This is a genomic window from Okibacterium sp. HSC-33S16 (assembly GCF_024171565.1).
Taxonomy (GTDB): domain Bacteria; phylum Actinomycetota; class Actinomycetes; order Actinomycetales; family Microbacteriaceae; genus Mycetocola_A.
This window is the reverse complement of sequence record NZ_JALJZZ010000001.1, coordinates 563,760-578,288: the sequence shown is the minus strand read 5'-3', so window position 1 is coordinate 578,288 and position 14,529 is coordinate 563,760. Positions and strand designations below refer to the sequence as shown.

At 62.9% G+C, this 14,529-nt stretch carries 14 protein-coding genes and 1 tRNA gene; 3 read left to right on the top strand and 12 right to left on the bottom strand.

Going from position 1 to position 14,529, the window contains the following annotated elements; genetic code table 11:
- Positions 1 to 52: 52 nt before the first annotated feature.
- Positions 53 to 301 carry a DUF6458 family protein gene (locus L1277_RS02825; protein WP_253374821.1) on the top strand — a complete coding sequence of 83 codons (249 nt, stop codon included), beginning with the start codon at positions 53 to 55 and terminating at the stop codon, positions 299 to 301.
- 57 nt (positions 302 to 358) lie between these two features.
- On the opposite strand, the gene serA is transcribed toward L1277_RS02825, so the two are convergent.
- From serA to otsA, 9 genes are all read right to left on the bottom strand, one after another.
- Entirely contained in the window at positions 359 to 1,948 is a 1,590-nt protein-coding gene (gene serA, locus L1277_RS02820) for a phosphoglycerate dehydrogenase (protein ID WP_253374820.1), read from the bottom strand.
- Between the two features lie 91 nt (positions 1,949 to 2,039).
- Positions 2,040 to 2,399 (bottom strand): hypothetical protein, encoded by a 360-nt coding sequence (locus L1277_RS02815; protein ID WP_253374819.1) that lies wholly within the window; start codon positions 2,397 to 2,399, stop codon positions 2,040 to 2,042.
- The gene (locus L1277_RS02810; RefSeq protein ID WP_253374818.1) at positions 2,396 to 2,875 is read right to left on the bottom strand and encodes a DNA polymerase III subunit gamma/tau; all 480 of its coding nucleotides are present in this window, start codon (positions 2,873 to 2,875) and stop codon (positions 2,396 to 2,398) included. Before L1277_RS02810 ends, L1277_RS02815 begins: the two co-directional genes overlap by 4 nt.
- Before the next feature lie 490 nt (positions 2,876 to 3,365).
- Positions 3,366 to 4,394, bottom strand: coding sequence for a ketol-acid reductoisomerase (ilvC, locus tag L1277_RS02805; RefSeq protein WP_253374817.1), 1,029 nt, complete (start codon positions 4,392 to 4,394; stop codon positions 3,366 to 3,368).
- Positions 4,395 to 4,460: 66 nt separating this feature from the next.
- Positions 4,461 to 4,970, bottom strand: a complete 510-nt coding sequence (gene ilvN / locus L1277_RS02800) for an acetolactate synthase small subunit (protein WP_253374816.1) — start codon at positions 4,968 to 4,970, stop codon at positions 4,461 to 4,463.
- Positions 4,971 to 4,972: 2 nt separating this feature from the next.
- Positions 4,973 to 6,793: an acetolactate synthase large subunit gene (locus L1277_RS02795; protein ID WP_253374815.1), complete on the bottom strand. Its 1,821-nt coding sequence runs from the start codon at positions 6,791 to 6,793 to the stop codon at positions 4,973 to 4,975.
- A gap of 46 nt (positions 6,794 to 6,839) precedes the next feature.
- Positions 6,840 to 8,534 carry a dihydroxy-acid dehydratase gene (gene ilvD, locus L1277_RS02790; protein WP_253374814.1) on the bottom strand — a complete coding sequence of 565 codons (1,695 nt, stop codon included), beginning with the start codon at positions 8,532 to 8,534 and terminating at the stop codon, positions 6,840 to 6,842.
- A 35-nt stretch (positions 8,535 to 8,569) separates the two neighbouring features.
- Positions 8,570 to 9,352, bottom strand: a complete 783-nt coding sequence (gene otsB / locus L1277_RS02785) for a trehalose-phosphatase (protein WP_253374813.1) — start codon at positions 9,350 to 9,352, stop codon at positions 8,570 to 8,572.
- Complete coding sequence (gene otsA, locus L1277_RS02780) at positions 9,349 to 10,860, bottom strand: alpha,alpha-trehalose-phosphate synthase (UDP-forming) (protein ID WP_253374812.1); 1,512 nt, start codon at positions 10,858 to 10,860, stop codon at positions 9,349 to 9,351. The genes otsB and otsA overlap by 4 nt, the downstream gene beginning before the upstream one ends.
- Positions 10,861 to 11,063: 203 nt before the next feature.
- Here otsA and L1277_RS02775 point away from each other — a divergent pair, with 203 nt between their 5' ends.
- Positions 11,064 to 11,252, top strand: a complete 189-nt coding sequence (locus L1277_RS02775) for a hypothetical protein (RefSeq protein ID WP_253374811.1) — start codon at positions 11,064 to 11,066, stop codon at positions 11,250 to 11,252.
- A 116-nt stretch (positions 11,253 to 11,368) separates the two neighbouring features.
- Complete coding sequence (locus L1277_RS02770) at positions 11,369 to 11,890, top strand: hypothetical protein (RefSeq protein ID WP_253374810.1); 522 nt, start codon at positions 11,369 to 11,371, stop codon at positions 11,888 to 11,890.
- 23 nt (positions 11,891 to 11,913) lie between these two features.
- Here the strand turns inward: L1277_RS02770 and L1277_RS02765 are convergent, their stop codons facing one another.
- The 3 genes from L1277_RS02765 to L1277_RS02755 all read right to left on the bottom strand — a co-directional run bounded on the left by L1277_RS02765 (position 11,914) and on the right by L1277_RS02755 (position 14,494).
- Positions 11,914 to 13,299, bottom strand: coding sequence for a glucose-6-phosphate dehydrogenase (locus tag L1277_RS02765; RefSeq protein ID WP_253374809.1), 1,386 nt, complete (start codon positions 13,297 to 13,299; stop codon positions 11,914 to 11,916).
- 72 nt (positions 13,300 to 13,371) lie between these two features.
- A complete protein-coding gene (locus L1277_RS02760) occupies positions 13,372 to 14,307 on the bottom strand; it encodes an alpha/beta hydrolase (RefSeq protein ID WP_253374808.1) in 936 nt (311 codons plus the stop codon).
- Positions 14,308 to 14,421: 114 nt separating this feature from the next.
- Positions 14,422 to 14,494: transfer RNA gene (locus L1277_RS02755), tRNA-Lys, on the bottom strand.
- Positions 14,495 to 14,529: the final 35 nt, after the last annotated feature.

The following is a 14,529-nucleotide window of genomic DNA, read 5'->3' as shown; positions in this document are numbered from 1 at the left end:
GATCGGTCGTGAGTGGATCCACCGCGGATCCTCCGATTAGAGGAGCAGCACCATGAGTATTGGTTTGGGAATCTTCCTGATCGCGGTTGGCGCGATTCTCACCTTTGCCGTCAACGTATCGGTCGAGTGGGTCGACCTCGACCTCATTGGTTACATCCTGATGGGCGCAGGGCTCGTCGTCTTCATCGTCGGCCTCGCGCTGATGACCCGCAAGCGTCGCTCGGTCGTCACCAACCGCAGTACCGTCGACCCCGCCACCGGCGGACGCATTGACACCGCGGAGCGCAACGACACGCTCTAGCCGGCACAGACAAAGGGAGGGCAACCGCGGTTGCCCTCCCTTTGTCTGTGCGTGTAGCTACTCGGTGATGTCGATCTCACGAAGTACCGTCGCGTCGATGTCGGCGCGCACAGCTTCGAGGATCTCATCGGGTACCGGCGAATCGACGGTCAGAACGCTGAGCGCCTGTCCCCCGGCCTCGCGGCGTGCGACCTGCATACCGGCGATGTTGATGGATGCTTCGCCGAACCGCCGACCGTAGACCGCGACAATTCCCGGACGGTCGGTGTAGAGCATCACGATGTGGTGGCGTGAGATCGGAACCTCAACGTCATAGCCGTTGATCTCGACGAGCTTCTCAATCTGCTTGGTACCGGTCAACGTTCCAGACACCGAAACCTGTGACCCATCGCTCAACGCACCGCGCAGGGTGATGACGTTGCGGTATTCGTTGCTTTCGGCATCCGTGATCAATCGAACGACAATGCCGCGCTGCTCCGCAAGCAGCGGCGCGTTGACGTACGACACCGTCTCGCTCACGATGTTGGTGAAGATGCCCTTGAGGGCAGCCAGCTTGAGCACGCTCACGTCGTAGTCGTTGAGCTCGCCGTGAACCTCGACGTCGGCGCTCGTGAGCGGCGAGGTGGTCAAGGACGCGAAGATCTGGCCCAGCTTCTCGACGAGCGGAATGCCCGGACGCACGTAGGGGTCGATGACGCCGCCCGCAACGTTGACCGCGTCGGGAACGAGCTCGCCGCCGAGGGCAAGGCGCACAGACTTCGCGACCGAGACACCTGCCTTTTCCTGTGCTTCTTCGGTCGATGCGCCGAGGTGCGGGGTAACGATGATGTTGGGCAGCGAGAGAAGCTTCTCGTCGGTGGGCGGCTCCGAGACGAACACGTCGAGGCCAGCGCCGGCAATCGTGCCGGAGACCAGAGCGTCGTAGAGCGCGTCTTCGTCGATGAGTCCACCGCGAGCCACGTTGACGATGTATGCGCTCGACTTCATCAGCCCGAGCTGTTCGGTGCTGATCATCCCGGTGGTCTCAGGGGTCTTCGGCATGTGAATGGTGATGAAGTCAGCCTGAGCGAGGAGCTCGTCGAGGGTCACCAGCTGAACGCCGAGCTGCTGGGCCCGAGCACTTGTGACGTAGGGGTCGTACGCGATGACGTTGGTGCCGAAGGCCTGCAGTCGCGCCGTAATGAGGGCCCCGATGCGGCCGAGGCCGATGATGCCGATGGTCTTCTCGTAGAGCTCCGTGCCGGTGTACTTCGAACGCTTCCACTGCGAAGCAGCGAGAGCGTTGTGCGCCTGCGGGATGTGCCGGGCGAGGCTCAGGATGTGGCCAACGGTGAGTTCGGCGGCCGAAATGATGTTCGAGGTCGGTGCGTTCACGACCATGACGCCGGCCGTGGTGGCCGCCTTGATGTCGACGTTGTCCAGTCCGACGCCGGCACGCGCGATCACCTTGAGATTCGGGGCGGCGGCGATGGCTTCCTCGTCGACCTTGGTCGCCGAGCGCACGAGAACCGCGGACGCGTCCGCAAGCGCAGCGAGGAGAGCCGGACGGTCTGTGCCGTCGACGTTCCGGACGTCAAAGTCGGGCCCGAGGGCATCAACGGTCGCTGGGGAGAGTTCTTCGGCGATCAACACGACCGGTTTTGACACAGATGAATCCTTTGTTTGCAACGGGGATGGTGTCGGGCGCTGCAGCGGTCGGAGCGCTCGTACTTGAACTTTACTCGGTTGGAATGGCGTATTACGTCAGCAGCTGGCCCGCACCGAAGAGCGCAACGATGTCCAGAGCGATCACAGCGGAGACACCGAGGCCGGTGAGGTAGAGCAGTATTTGGGCGAGCAGGTCCCTGCGCCGCCCCAGTCGAAACGCCAGGAGGAAGAGCGCAATCGGCACCAGGATGTTGGTGCTGAGGACCACCCACCCGAAGACCGAGATCGCGGTCTCCGTCCCTGAGACGAGCCAACTGATGCCGATAACGTTGCCGACTGCTTCCCACACGTCATAGGCGAAGAGGAGACCAAAAATAACGGCCAGCGTTGTCGTGACCCACCGTGGGACGCGACGAGACGGCGTATCGACGACGGGCACTTCCGCGCTCATGCGCCACCTCCGACGAGGAACGGAACGGGTACGAGGACAAGAACGCCGATTCCCAGCGCGATCAGCCTCATCCGGGAGGATGCTGCTGCCCGGGTCAGCCACAGTACGGTCCCGAACCACAGGGCGGGCGCGAGCACAGCCAACCACAGTCCTGCGGTGTACATCGCGCTTCCGACGATGTCAGAGGGCGCCGCCCCATCACGCTGGGCGGCGACAAGCCAGCCGATGACGTACAGCAGGTAGACCCCTCCAAGGACTCCATGCACAACCAGGGAAACCGATCCCATTTGGGTGCGCGGCGGTGTTGCGTCTGCCGTCTTGACGGTTGTGCCCGTTTTTCCCACGACTTTCCACCCTGACGCGACCCGCGGTGTCGGCGATTCAGTCGGGGTGGAACGACCGGGTGGCGTGGTTTGCGCTGGTTCGTCGTCACCGGCCCAGGTCAGTGCATCGTCGTCAGTGCCATCCGTGCTCATGATTTACAGCGTAGCCGTTTGCTCGCACCCACGACCCGCATCCCGGCCGGCTACACACGCCAGCGGAACGAGTCCAGAAGCGAACATCGAGTGGAGGGAGGCCGTGTTTCAGAAAGCAGCATCACCGTCGCCGAACCTGTCGCGAAAGAAGACCACGACTACTGGCCCGCTTTCCTCACCCGACTTTTCCTAGTTCGACCACGGGTGCTTCGGGCTCTTCATTCATTGGGGCATTTGCGCGGTGCATCTCCCCGAGCACGACCAGCCCAACCAGCACACTCGGCCGACGGGCCTCGGGGACAACACCGTGACCCTGCACGTGCCGGTCCGACGGCCAGCGACACCGGTACCGGTACCGGTACCGGTACCGGTACCGGTCATCGAAGTGTTCCTCAGCAGGGCTTAAGCGACCTCGCCGGTTCAACCTGATGCACGTCGCACAAACGGCTCCTGCCCGAAGGCAGGAGCCGTTTACTGTTGGGAGTGCTGACTAACGCGCGACGGAACCGTCGGTGTAGTCGTCATCGTTCGACGCGTTCCACGCGAAGAGCTTGCGCAGCTCGCGGCCGGTCTCTTCGATCGGGTGAGCCTCGCCCTTGGCGCGCAGCTCGAGGAACTCTGGAGCTCCGGCATCCTGGTCGTCGATGAACCGCTTCGCGAACGCACCGGACTGAATGTCGGCGAGAACGGCCTTCATGTTCTCCTTGACCGACGGGTCGATGACTCGGGGGCCGGAGACGTAGTCACCGTACTCAGCGGTGTCGGAAACGCTCCAACGCTGCTTGGCGATGCCACCCTCCCACATGAGGTCAACGATGAGCTTGAGCTCGTGGAGAACCTCGAAGTAGGCGACCTGCGGCTGGTAGCCAGCCTCGGTGAGAACCTCGAAGCCGTACTGGACGAGCTGTGAGGTGCCACCGCAGAGAACGGCCTGCTCACCGAACAGGTCGGTCTCGGTCTCTTCGGTGAAGGTCGTCTTGATGCCACCGGCGCGAAGTCCACCGATAGCCTTGGCGTAGCTGAGGGTCAGCGGCCACGCGTTGCCCGATGCGTCCTTCTCAACGGCAACGATAACGGGAACGCCGCGGCCAGCTTCGTACTCACGGCGAACGGTGTGGCCTGGTCCCTTAGGCGCAACCATGAGAACGTCGACGCCCTCAGGAGCTTCGATGTAACCGAACCGGATGTTGAAACCGTGGCCGAAGACGAGTGCCTTACCCTCGGACAGTTTGTCCTTGATGGACTCGGCGTAAATGGTGCGCTGGAACTGGTCCGGCGCGAGAATCACGATGACGTCGGCCCAGGCGGCTGCGTCGGAAACGCTCTTGACGACGAAGCCCTGCTCTTCAGCCTTGGCGATCGACTTGGAGCCTTCCTTGAGGCCAATGACGACCTCGACACCCGAGTCGCGGAGGTTCAGTGCGTGGGCGTGCCCCTGCGAACCGTATCCAACAACGGCAACCTTCTTGCCCTGGATGATCGAGAGGTCGGCGTCAGCGTCGTAAAAAATCTCAGCCACTTATTTATCTCCTTGTTGTTGAGGTTGTGATGCGGCGGACCGTGCTCTGCACGGACCACTCGCCATTTAGTTCTTGAATACGCGTTCAGTGATGGATTTGGAGCCACGCCCGATGGCCAGGAGGCCGGACTGCGCCATCTCCTTAATGCCGTATGGTTCGAGCACTTTAAGCAGGGCGTTCGTCTTTCCCGAGTCCCCGGTCACCTCGATCACAACGGCGTCCGTGGCGACGTCGACAACTCGTGCACGGAAGAGATTGACCGCTTCGAGTACCTGGGACCGCGTGGTGTTATCCACACGAACCTTAATGAGAAGGTGCTCGCGCTGTACCGACTGGGCAGGGTCCAGCTCAACAATCTTGATCACGTTGACCAGCTTGTTGAGCTGCTTCGTGATCTGTTCAAGTGGGAGGCCTTCGACGGTGACGACGACGGTGATCCGGCTGAGCCCGGGAACTTCGCTCTTACCGACGGCGAGGGATTCAATGTTAAATCCGCGTCGTGCAAAGAGTCCGGCAACGCGGGTGAGCAGACCTGGCTTGTCCTCGACGAGGAGGCTCAATACATGGGTGGTCATCTTTAGGCCTCCTCATCGAACGACGGACTGTGATCCCTGGCGTATTGGACGTAGCTGTTGCTGACGCCCTGGGGAACCATGGGCCACACCATCGCGTCGGCGCTCACCACAAAATCGATCACGACGGGGCGGTCGTTGGTATCCAACGCAAGCTGGATGGCCGCGTCCACCTCGTCAGCCGATGTCACCCGAATGCCGAGGCAGCCATAGGCCTCCGCGAGCTTCACGAAGTCAGGTATGCGGATGGTGTCGTGCCCGGTGTTGAGGTCTGTATTTGAGTACCGGCCGTCGTAGAACAAGGTCTGCCACTGGCGAACCATGCCGAGTGACGAGTTGTTGATGATCGCCACCTTGATCGGGATCTTGTTAATGGCGCAGGTAGCGAGTTCCTGATTGGTCATCTGGAAGCACCCGTCGCCGTCGATGGCCCACACCACACGATCGGGTTCCGCGACCTTGGCCCCCATAGCCGCAGGCACGGAGTAACCCATGGTTCCTGCGCCGCCGGAGTTCAGCCACGAGTTGGGACGCTCGTACTTGATGAACTGGGCTGCCCACATTTGGTGCTGACCGACACCGGCCGCGTAAACACCCTCAGGCCCGGTCAACTGGCCGATTCGTTCGATGACATGCTGAGGCGCAAGCAGACCGTCGGTCGGTTCGGTGTAACCCAATGGGAACTCTTCGCGGAGGCCGTTGAGGTAGCTCCACCACGCCTCGATGTCGGGGGTCGTCTCCTGACGAGCCGACGTAAACGCCGCGGTGAGGTCGACGATGACGTCCTTGGCATCGCCGACGATCGGCACGTCGGCCGTGCGGATCTTGGAGATCTCAGCGGGGTCGACGTCGACGTGGATAACTTTGGCGTGTGGCGCGAAGAGAGCAGTCTTGCCCGTCACACGATCATCGAACCGAGCGCCGAGAGCGACGATCAGGTCGGATTCCTGCAGCGCGAGAACAGCGGGTACAGTTCCGTGCATTCCAGGCATTCCCAGGTGCTGCGCGTGTGAGTCGGGGAACGCTCCCCGTGCCATGAGCGTCGTCACGACCGGAGCGCCGCTCAGCTCTGCCAGCTCGAGAAGCTCGGCGGAAGCCTCGGCACGAATGACTCCTCCACCGACGTAGAGCACGGGCTTCTTCGCGTCGACCATCAACTGAGCTGCGGCTTGAATCTGCTTGCCATGCGCCTTCGTCACCGGACGGTAGCCCGGAAGGTCGATCTTCGGCGGCCAGATGAACGGGACAGTGTCCTGCTGTGCGTCCTTTGTAATATCCACGAGCACGGGGCCCGGCCGACCGGTAGAGGCAATGTGGTACGCCGCCGCAATGGTCGAGGGGATGTCTGCCGCGTCGGTCACCAGGAAGGAGTGCTTCGTGATCGGCATGGTGATGCCGACGATGTCCGCTTCCTGGAATGCGTCGGTCCCCATCAGGGTTGAGAACACCTGGCCGGTGATCGCGAGAAGCGGCACCGAATCCATGTGCGCGTCCATGATGGCCGTGACAAGGTTGGTCGCGCCTGGCCCCGAGGTGGCGATCGCGACGCCCACCTTCCCGGTGGAGGCCGCATAACCCTCGGCAGCGTGGCCGGCACCCTGCTCGTGACGGACAAGGATGTGACGGATTTTCGTCGTGTCCATCAGCGGGTCATAGACGGGAAGGATCGCGCCGCCGGGCAGGCCGAAGACGTCGGTGATCCCGATCAGTTCCAGGGTACGAACGACAGCCTGTGCTCCTGTGAGGAGTTCTGGCGTCTGCGCGTCGTTAGTGTGAGCAGCTTTGAGAGTGGATGGCGATATGGCGGGAGAAGAATCCGCAGGCATCGTATGGGTTCCCTTGTTGAGTAGAGATCTGAATCGAGGCGTCACACTATCCAGTGATCGCACCCTCCGCGGCGGAGTGCACGAGCTTGGAGTATTTCGCGAGGACGCCACGGGTATAGCGCGGGGGAAGCGGTGCCCAGCCAGTGCGGCGGGCTGCAAGCTCTGTTTCGTCGACAAGTAGGTCGAGCGACCGAGCTGCGATATCGACCCGTATCAGATCACCATCGCGCACGAAGGCGATGGGACCAGCGTCCACCGCTTCGGGTGCTATGTGGCCGATGCAGAGGCCGGTTGTGCCGCCTGAGAATCGACCGTCCGTCAATAGTAGTACATCTTTTCCGAGCCCAGCGCCCTTGATGGCTGCCGTGATGGCGAGCATCTCTCGCATACCAGGGCCACCCTTCGGTCCCTCATACCGGATGACGATAACGTCGCCAGCGACGATCGAGCCCTCGGTGAGAGCATCCATGGCCGCACGCTCACGTTCAAAGACCCGCGCAGGGCCTTCAAAGATGTCAGCATCGAACCCGGCCGTCTTCACGACGGCACCTTCGGGAGCGAACGAACCGCTGAGAACCGTGATACCGCCGGTCGCGTGGATGGGGTTATCCAGCGTGCGGATAACTTCACCATCAAGCGGCATGGGGTTCAGCTCCGCGAGGTTCTCAGCAACAGTCTTGCCGGTGACCGTAAGGCAGTCGCCGTGGATCAGGCCGGCGTCAAGCAGGGCCTTCATCACAACGGGCACTCCGCCGTGGCGGTCGACGTCATTCATGACGTACTTGCCGAATGGCTTGAGGTCACCGATATGCGGCACCTTGTCGCCGATGCGGTTAAAGTCGTCCAGCGTCAGGTCGACCTCGGCTTCGCGAGCGATCGCGAGCAGGTGCAGCACAACGTTGGTAGATCCGCCGAATGCCATAGCGACCGCGATTGCGTTCTCAAAAGCCTTTTTCGTGAGGATGTCACGTGCGGTGATTCCGAGACGGAGCATGTTGACGACGGCCTCACCTGAGCGGTGCGCGAAGTAGTCCCGGCGACGGTCAGCCGAGGGCGGTGCAGCGGACCCCGGCAGGCTCATTCCAAGTGCTTCGGCAACGGATGCCATCGTGTTGGCGGTGTACATACCGCCACAGGCGCCTTCGCCCGGGGCGATGGCGCACTCGATGCGCTTGAGGTCTTCCTCGCTCATCGTCCCGGCCTTGCAGGCACCGACGGCTTCGAACGAGTCGATGATGGTGACATCTTTTTCTGTACCGTCGCTGAGCTTCACCCAACCCGGCGCGATGGAACCGGCGTAGAGAAAGACGCTGGCCAGGTCGAGACGGGCCGCGGCCATGAGCATTCCAGGCAGCGATTTGTCGCAGCCGGCGAGAAGCACGGTGCCGTCAAGACGCTCGGCCATCACGACGGTTTCGACGGAGTCGGCAATAACCTCGCGGGAGACCAGGGAGAAGTGCATTCCCTCGTGCCCCATGGAAATGCCGTCAGAAACGGAGATCGTTCCAAACTGCAGCGGGTATCCGCCACCTGAGTGAACGCCTTCCTTGGCGCCCTGAGCGAGCCGATCGAGCGACAGGTTGCACGGGGTAATTTCGTTCCAGCTTGAGGCGATACCAATCTGGGGTTTGTCCCAGTCTTCGTCGCCCATTCCAACGGCACGGAGCATTCCGCGCGACGTTGTGGCTTCGATTCCGTCTGTTACTGCTCTACTGCGAGGTTTCAGGTCGATCTCTGACATAGATCGAGTCTAGAACCTCGAACATGCCCTGAAATTCATCGGCCGGTTGCAGCGCGGTCCTCGGCGAGCCTTGCAAGGACAGCAGCCACCTCGGAAGGCGACGCAACACGGTACTTCGCCCCCGTCTCTCCCTCTCCACATTTGAGGGCGAGATCGCCAGCGCCCAGCGCGGCAAAGCCGTCCTCATCCGTCACATCGTCACCGGCGTAGAGGACCGCCGTGGCGCCGGTGTAGTCGCGAAGATGCCGAATTGCGTCACCTTTCGTCACAGAGAGAATGGAGAACTCGAGAACGTCCTTGCCGTCGCGCACCGTCACCGGAAGTCTTGTTTTGGTGACGGCGTCACGAGCCGCGTCGGCGGCGAGGCGTTCCTTTTCAGCAGACAGGCCCCGGGTGTGCAGCGCGAACCCGGCCGGCTTTGCCTCCACCCAGGTTCCTGGGTGAGCCGAGCTCACTGAACTCAGGGCAGTCGACAGGGTATGGACGCGGGCGCGTTCGTCTTCACTGAGCGGCGGATGAGTGTCAACACCGTCGAACCGGTACTCGGCGCCGTGTGACCCGACGAGGAGGATCCCATCCGCGGAACCGGCCACCCGTTGCAGACTATCGATGGCGCGACCTGAAACGTATGCCACCGTCGTGTGTGACACCTCCAGCAGGGCAGCGACAGCCTGTCGCGCTTCGGGGATGGCCCGCGAGTCATCAGGGTTGTCGACGAAGGGGGCCAGGGTGCCATCGAAGTCGAGCGCGACGAGCAAGTGCTCTGTTTCGGCCAGTCCGGTCAGCGCAGCTTCGAGTTCGGCGGGGATGGCAGTCATCGCCTGTCATCCGGGTACTCGTGCGAGACCGGGTGCCTGGTCGTCGCGTGCTTCAGCTCCTCGAGGAAGACGCGCGACCACTTGATCACGTCGTTCTCGAGGACCCGTTTGCGCAGGGCACGCATTCGGCGACGCTTTTCGGTGGCGGGCATCTCGATCGCCCGGAGCACGGCGTCCTTGACCCCTTCAATGTCGTGGGGGTTGATGAGGAGCGCCTGGCGCAGATCGTCGGATGCTCCGGCAAACTCACTGAGGATCAGAACACCGCCCAGGTCGGCCCGCGTGGCTACGTATTCCTTCGCCACAAGGTTCATGCCATCACGGAGTGCCGTCACGAGCATGACGTCAGCCGCGAGGTACAGGGCAACCATTTCTTCCCGGGGGTATCCCTGGTGCAGGTAGTTGACGGCGGCGTGCCCGATCGATCCGAAGTCACCGTTGATGCGGCCGACGGTGAGTTCAATCTCGTCGCGAAGCTGCATGTAGCTGGCTACCCGCTCACGGCTCGGACTGGCGACCTGGACCAGCGTGACGTCCTGCACGTCGAGACGCCCCTCGGCGAGGAGCTCACCAAATGCTTTGAGCCTGTGGCCGATGCCCTTGGTGTAGTCGAGCCGGTCAACACCGAGCATGATGGTCTTCGGGTTGCCGAGTTCTTCGCGGATCTCTCGAGCCCTGGCCTGCACCTCGGGCTTCTGCGCGAGCTCGACGTAGCTCGTCACATCGATGGAAATGGGGTACGCCCGGGCGATCACGCGCCGCACCGGGGCGCCGCGAACATGCGATCGGTCACCGGTGGTTGCATCGGACGAGTCACCAACCGGAACCCAGACTCGGGTTCCCTTGGTCTCGTAACCAAAGAGGCGCCGAACGGCTCGAGTGAAGTTGCCGGCGTCGGCAACCCGCTGGAACCCAATGACATCCGCCCCGAGCAGTCCGGAGATGATCTGTTGCCGCCACGGGAGTTGGGAGAAGATGCCGTACGCGGGGAACGGAATGTGATTGAAGAATCCGATGGTGAGGTCAGGCCGGGACTCGCGCAGCATGCCGGGGACCAGCTGAAGCTGGTAGTCGTGGACCCACACCGTTGCACCCTGGTCAGCGATCCGTGCCGCTGCGTCGGCGAACCGTCGGTTCACGGCAACGTAGGTTTCCCACCACTCACGGTGGTAACTCGGCTGCGCAATGACGTCGTGGTAGAGCGGCCACAGTGTGTCGTTCGAGAATCCTTCGTAGTAGCGCTCGACTTCTTCCTCGTTGAGGGCAATCGGCACCATCTGGATGTTCTCGTGCTCAAACGGGTCAAGCACCACGTCCGCCGCTCCAGGCCAGCCCACCCACGCTCCGTCTGTCGACTTCATGAGGGGCTCAAGGGCGGCGACAAGGCCGCCGGGCGACATCCGCCACTGCTGGTGTCCGGTGTCGTCAGTCACACTGTCGACAGGCAGCCGGTTGGCGACAACGATGAAGTCGTAAGTGTTCGGCTCATCTTTGCTTTGCGATGCCACGCTGCTCCTTCTCTGGCCACTGTTTCGTGGCTTCTCAGGCTAGCAGCCGGTCGTTTTCCGGCCGGGCCGGGGGCGTTCCCGTCGACTTTGTGGTAGGACACGGTTCGGCTGATGGCTACCTATGTTGTGCGCTCCAGCCTTGTCAAGCGTGCCACCGGAACGATAATTAGTCGATACCGTTGGGGCAACGAAGGGAATCCCACATGCGTAAGTACGTCTTGAACTTCAGTGTTCTCAGCGCGATCGCCGGAGCGTTTTCACTCATCCAGACCTCCAAGAGCGCTCCACGCGACTGGCGACTCGCCCTGTTGTGGATCGGTTGGCTCGTCTCCGTCGCCAACGCCGTCGCCACCGTGAGCGAGAAAAGCGACCAGAAGAAGCTGAAGGCTTAGCCGAAAGCAGGTTACTTTCGCGTCATTCGCGGCGTGTCGGCGTGTCAAGCCCCATATGAGGGGCGCGCCCTTCACACTGGAGCTATCACTCGCACCAGTCCTAGGGAGCTCCGGACATGTTTGGTCGCCGCCGACACCGCGCACCGGTAAACGTCGCACCTCCGGCCCCGGTTGAGGTGCCACTTCCCGCCGTCCAGCTCTCTGAGGAGCAGCTCTTCGATGTTGTGCGTCAGCGCCTCGAGGATTTCATGGGCGCCTCCGGCGAGTGGACACTCGTGCGGCGTGCCGACGCTGACACCGATGAGTTCTTCCAGGACATGGCCGCCTTCTCGCTCGCTCGGGATGTGACCGCCTCGATCCTCGGAACGAGCACGTCAACCGCGCAGGCAAGCCCGGTTGCTGAAAACGTGCCATCCGGACTTGCTGAATTCGGGGCATCCGTTCTCGATGCAGAACCGTTCGACGCCCCTGACTTCGACAGCCTCGTCACTCGCCCCATCGCCGACCAGGTCACCTTCGAGCTCAACGCCATCGCGGTGTGGGCAGACCCGAAGCGTCACGACCCGTCACACGTCGACGCCAGCCTCGTAAACCCGCCGGCCCCCGCCGACTCCCGGCCCATCGCGCACGCTTCGTAGGTTAGCCCGGGACGGGTTCGCGGCTACTCCGGGGCGCCGATGCGCGCCCAGCCGTCGGGACCCACCGATCCCGCGGCGTATTCCTCCAGCGGAGCAGTGTCATTTCGCCATGCCGTCAGGATGGGCTCAACGATGCGCCAGCACTGCTCGGCCGTGTCGCCCCGGACGGACAGCGACGGGTCGTTATCGAGGATGCCCTCGAGAACCTCACCGTAGGCGCTGAATTGTCCTGGGCTGAATTCGGCGTCGAACGTCACCCGTTCCAGATCGTGGGGGTCGCCGGCACCGTTGATGTTGAGCGACAGCGACATTTTGTCGGGGGCGAGGAAGAGCCGGAGCACTGTCCGGTCCGCTCCCCCACTCAATCCGGTGGGCACCCACTTGGCCGGTTTGAACGTGACGACGATTTCCCGCCGCCGATCGCGAAGCGCTTTGCCCGACCGAAGGGTGAAGGGAACCCCCGCCCAACGCCAGTTGTCGACCTGTAGTGTCACCTCGGCCAGGGTTTCGGTGCGGTTGGCGGGATCAATTCCCTCTTCCTCCGCATAGGCCGGGTAGCTACGATCGCCGATGGAACCAGCGGTGTATCGGGCGCGACGCCCTGACGCGGCCGGATCGCCCTGCCACGGTCGAGTGGCGCGCAGAACGAGCCCCTTCGCGTCGCGCAGGTCTGCGGCGTCGAGCGTCGACGGAGGTTCCATGGCGACGATCGCGAGAACCTGGAGCAGGTGGCTCTGAATCATGTCGACGAGCGCGCCCGCCTTGTCGTAGTACCCGGCGCGACCTTCCAGACCCAGCTGTTCGTCGTAGACGATGTCAACGCGCTCAATGTGCTCGGAGTTCCAGAGCGGCTCGAAGATTCGGTTACTGAAGCGCAAGCCGAGCAGGTTGAAGACAGTGGAGCGACCCAAGAAGTGGTCGACGCGGTGGATCTGGTTCTCTGGCACGAGCTTCGTCAGCTGGTGGTTGAGCGCCGCGGCGCTGTCAGCGTCGGTCCCGAACGGCTTTTCGAGGGCGAGCACTGTCGAGTCCGGAAGCCCCACGTGCTCAAGCGCAGCACAGGCTTTGACGGTCACGGCTGGCGGCAGGGCGAAGTACAGCGCGGGGGTGCCTTCGGTCTCAGTAAGGAGCTCACGGAGACCGCCAACGTCCGTCACGTCTGCCGTGCGGAAGATGGTCTGGCTGAGCACACTTTCGACGGCTGAACCGGATGCCTGCACGGTTGCGAAAGAGGACGTCACGATGTCGCGCCACGCGGCATCCGTCAGTGTTTCAACTCCAACGCCAACCAGCTTCACCTGCCGCTCAGGCTGCGCGGTGAGGAGTTGACCGAGAGCTGGGAGGAGCAATCGCGACGAGAGGTCGCCTCCACCACCGAGGAGAAAGAGAGTCGTTGCGGGTCGCGTCATGATCTGACCCTACGACAGCGATACTGAAGCACAACCCGTTGACGAATCAGCCGGAAGTGGCCATGGGCGAGGTCAGGGCTTCCGGATCTCGATGCCGAGGGTGTCAGCCAGCCAGCCTTGTGCGCGCTCGATGAGACCCTGGGCGAGGATCGTGTCACTCGCCCAATTCTCGAAGCCGTGGGCAGCCCCAGTGACCGTCTCGAACCCGACGGGCACGCCAGCCGCCCGCAGCCGTTCCGCGTAGGCGACGATCTCGTCGTGAAAGAGTTCGATGTCGCCGGCGTAGAGCCACGCGGGAGGCAGGCCCGTGAGGTCGGTGCGCCGGGACGGAACCGCGTAGGGCGGAACCACGTCGGCGCCCGGCGCTGAGCCGACGTATGAGGCCCACCCGAACCGGTTGGCGCAGTTGTTCCAGACCGGGTGGTCGAGGTCGTCGAGTTCTGCTCTCGCGGCCGTGCGGTCGTCGAGCATGGGAGCAAACAGCCACTGCGCGGCGGGTTGAGTGCCGCCCTCGTCGTGCAAACGGTGCGCCAGGCTTGCGGCGATACCGGCGCCAGCACTCTCGCCGCCGATCACGAGGCGAGTGGGGTCGATACCGAGGCTGTGGGCATGTGCGCCGATCCATTCCCACGCCGCGTGCGCGTCATCGAGCGCTGCAGGAAAGGGTGCCTCCGGAGCGAGGCGGTAGTCCACCGAGACGATGGGAATCCGGAGTCGTGACGCCGTGCTGATGCACAGTCGGTCGTCCTGCTTGGCCGCACCGATCACCAGCCCGCCGCCATGGATCCACAGCAAACCAGCGCCGGAGACGCCGTGTCGCGGGGTGTACACGCGGAGCCGCAGGGTGCCTGCCTTCGCCCGCTCGATCGCCACATCGGCCGACGGCGGGGTGCGCAACAGCCGCGGCCCGAATCGGCCGAGAGCCCGGGCGAACCGGGTGCTGTGATCCATCGATGGCAGCTTGGTGAGGGCGGGTCGCAGTTCAGGATGGACGGACTCGATATTCACTCGGATGCCTTCCTGCGGACTCTGCACGCAACTGCGTGATTCGAAGGCTAGACCATCCGATCGCCCGCACAACGGGAAAGCCCCGATCATCGACTGATGATCGGGGCTTCGCGGTGCACCCCCCGGGACTTGAACCCGGAACCCACTGATTAAGAGTCAGTTGCTCTGCCGATTGAGCTAGAGGTGCGTTTCTCGTTCGAAACTCGCGCTTCGAACCGTGGA

Excerpts from the sequence above, each read along its gene's own strand:
- L1277_RS02825 (WP_253374821.1), top strand. The coding sequence starts at position 53 with ATGAGTATTGGTTTGGGAATCTTCCTGATCGCGGTTGGCGCGATTCTC.
- L1277_RS02815 (WP_253374819.1), bottom strand. The coding sequence starts at position 2,399 with ATGAGCGCGGAAGTGCCCGTCGTCGATACGCCGTCTCGTCGCGTCCCA.
- L1277_RS02810 (WP_253374818.1), bottom strand. The coding sequence starts at position 2,875 with ATGAGCACGGATGGCACTGACGACGATGCACTGACCTGGGCCGGTGAC.
- ilvN (WP_253374816.1), bottom strand. The coding sequence starts at position 4,970 with ATGACCACCCATGTATTGAGCCTCCTCGTCGAGGACAAGCCAGGTCTG.
- L1277_RS02795 (WP_253374815.1), bottom strand. The coding sequence starts at position 6,793 with ATGCCTGCGGATTCTTCTCCCGCCATATCGCCATCCACTCTCAAAGCT.
- ilvD (WP_253374814.1), bottom strand. The coding sequence starts at position 8,534 with ATGTCAGAGATCGACCTGAAACCTCGCAGTAGAGCAGTAACAGACGGA.
- otsB (WP_253374813.1), bottom strand. The coding sequence starts at position 9,352 with ATGACTGCCATCCCCGCCGAACTCGAAGCTGCGCTGACCGGACTGGCC.
- L1277_RS02775 (WP_253374811.1), top strand. The coding sequence starts at position 11,064 with ATGCGTAAGTACGTCTTGAACTTCAGTGTTCTCAGCGCGATCGCCGGA.
- L1277_RS02770 (WP_253374810.1), top strand. The coding sequence starts at position 11,369 with ATGTTTGGTCGCCGCCGACACCGCGCACCGGTAAACGTCGCACCTCCG.
- L1277_RS02765 (WP_253374809.1), bottom strand. The coding sequence starts at position 13,299 with ATGACGCGACCCGCAACGACTCTCTTTCTCCTCGGTGGTGGAGGCGAC.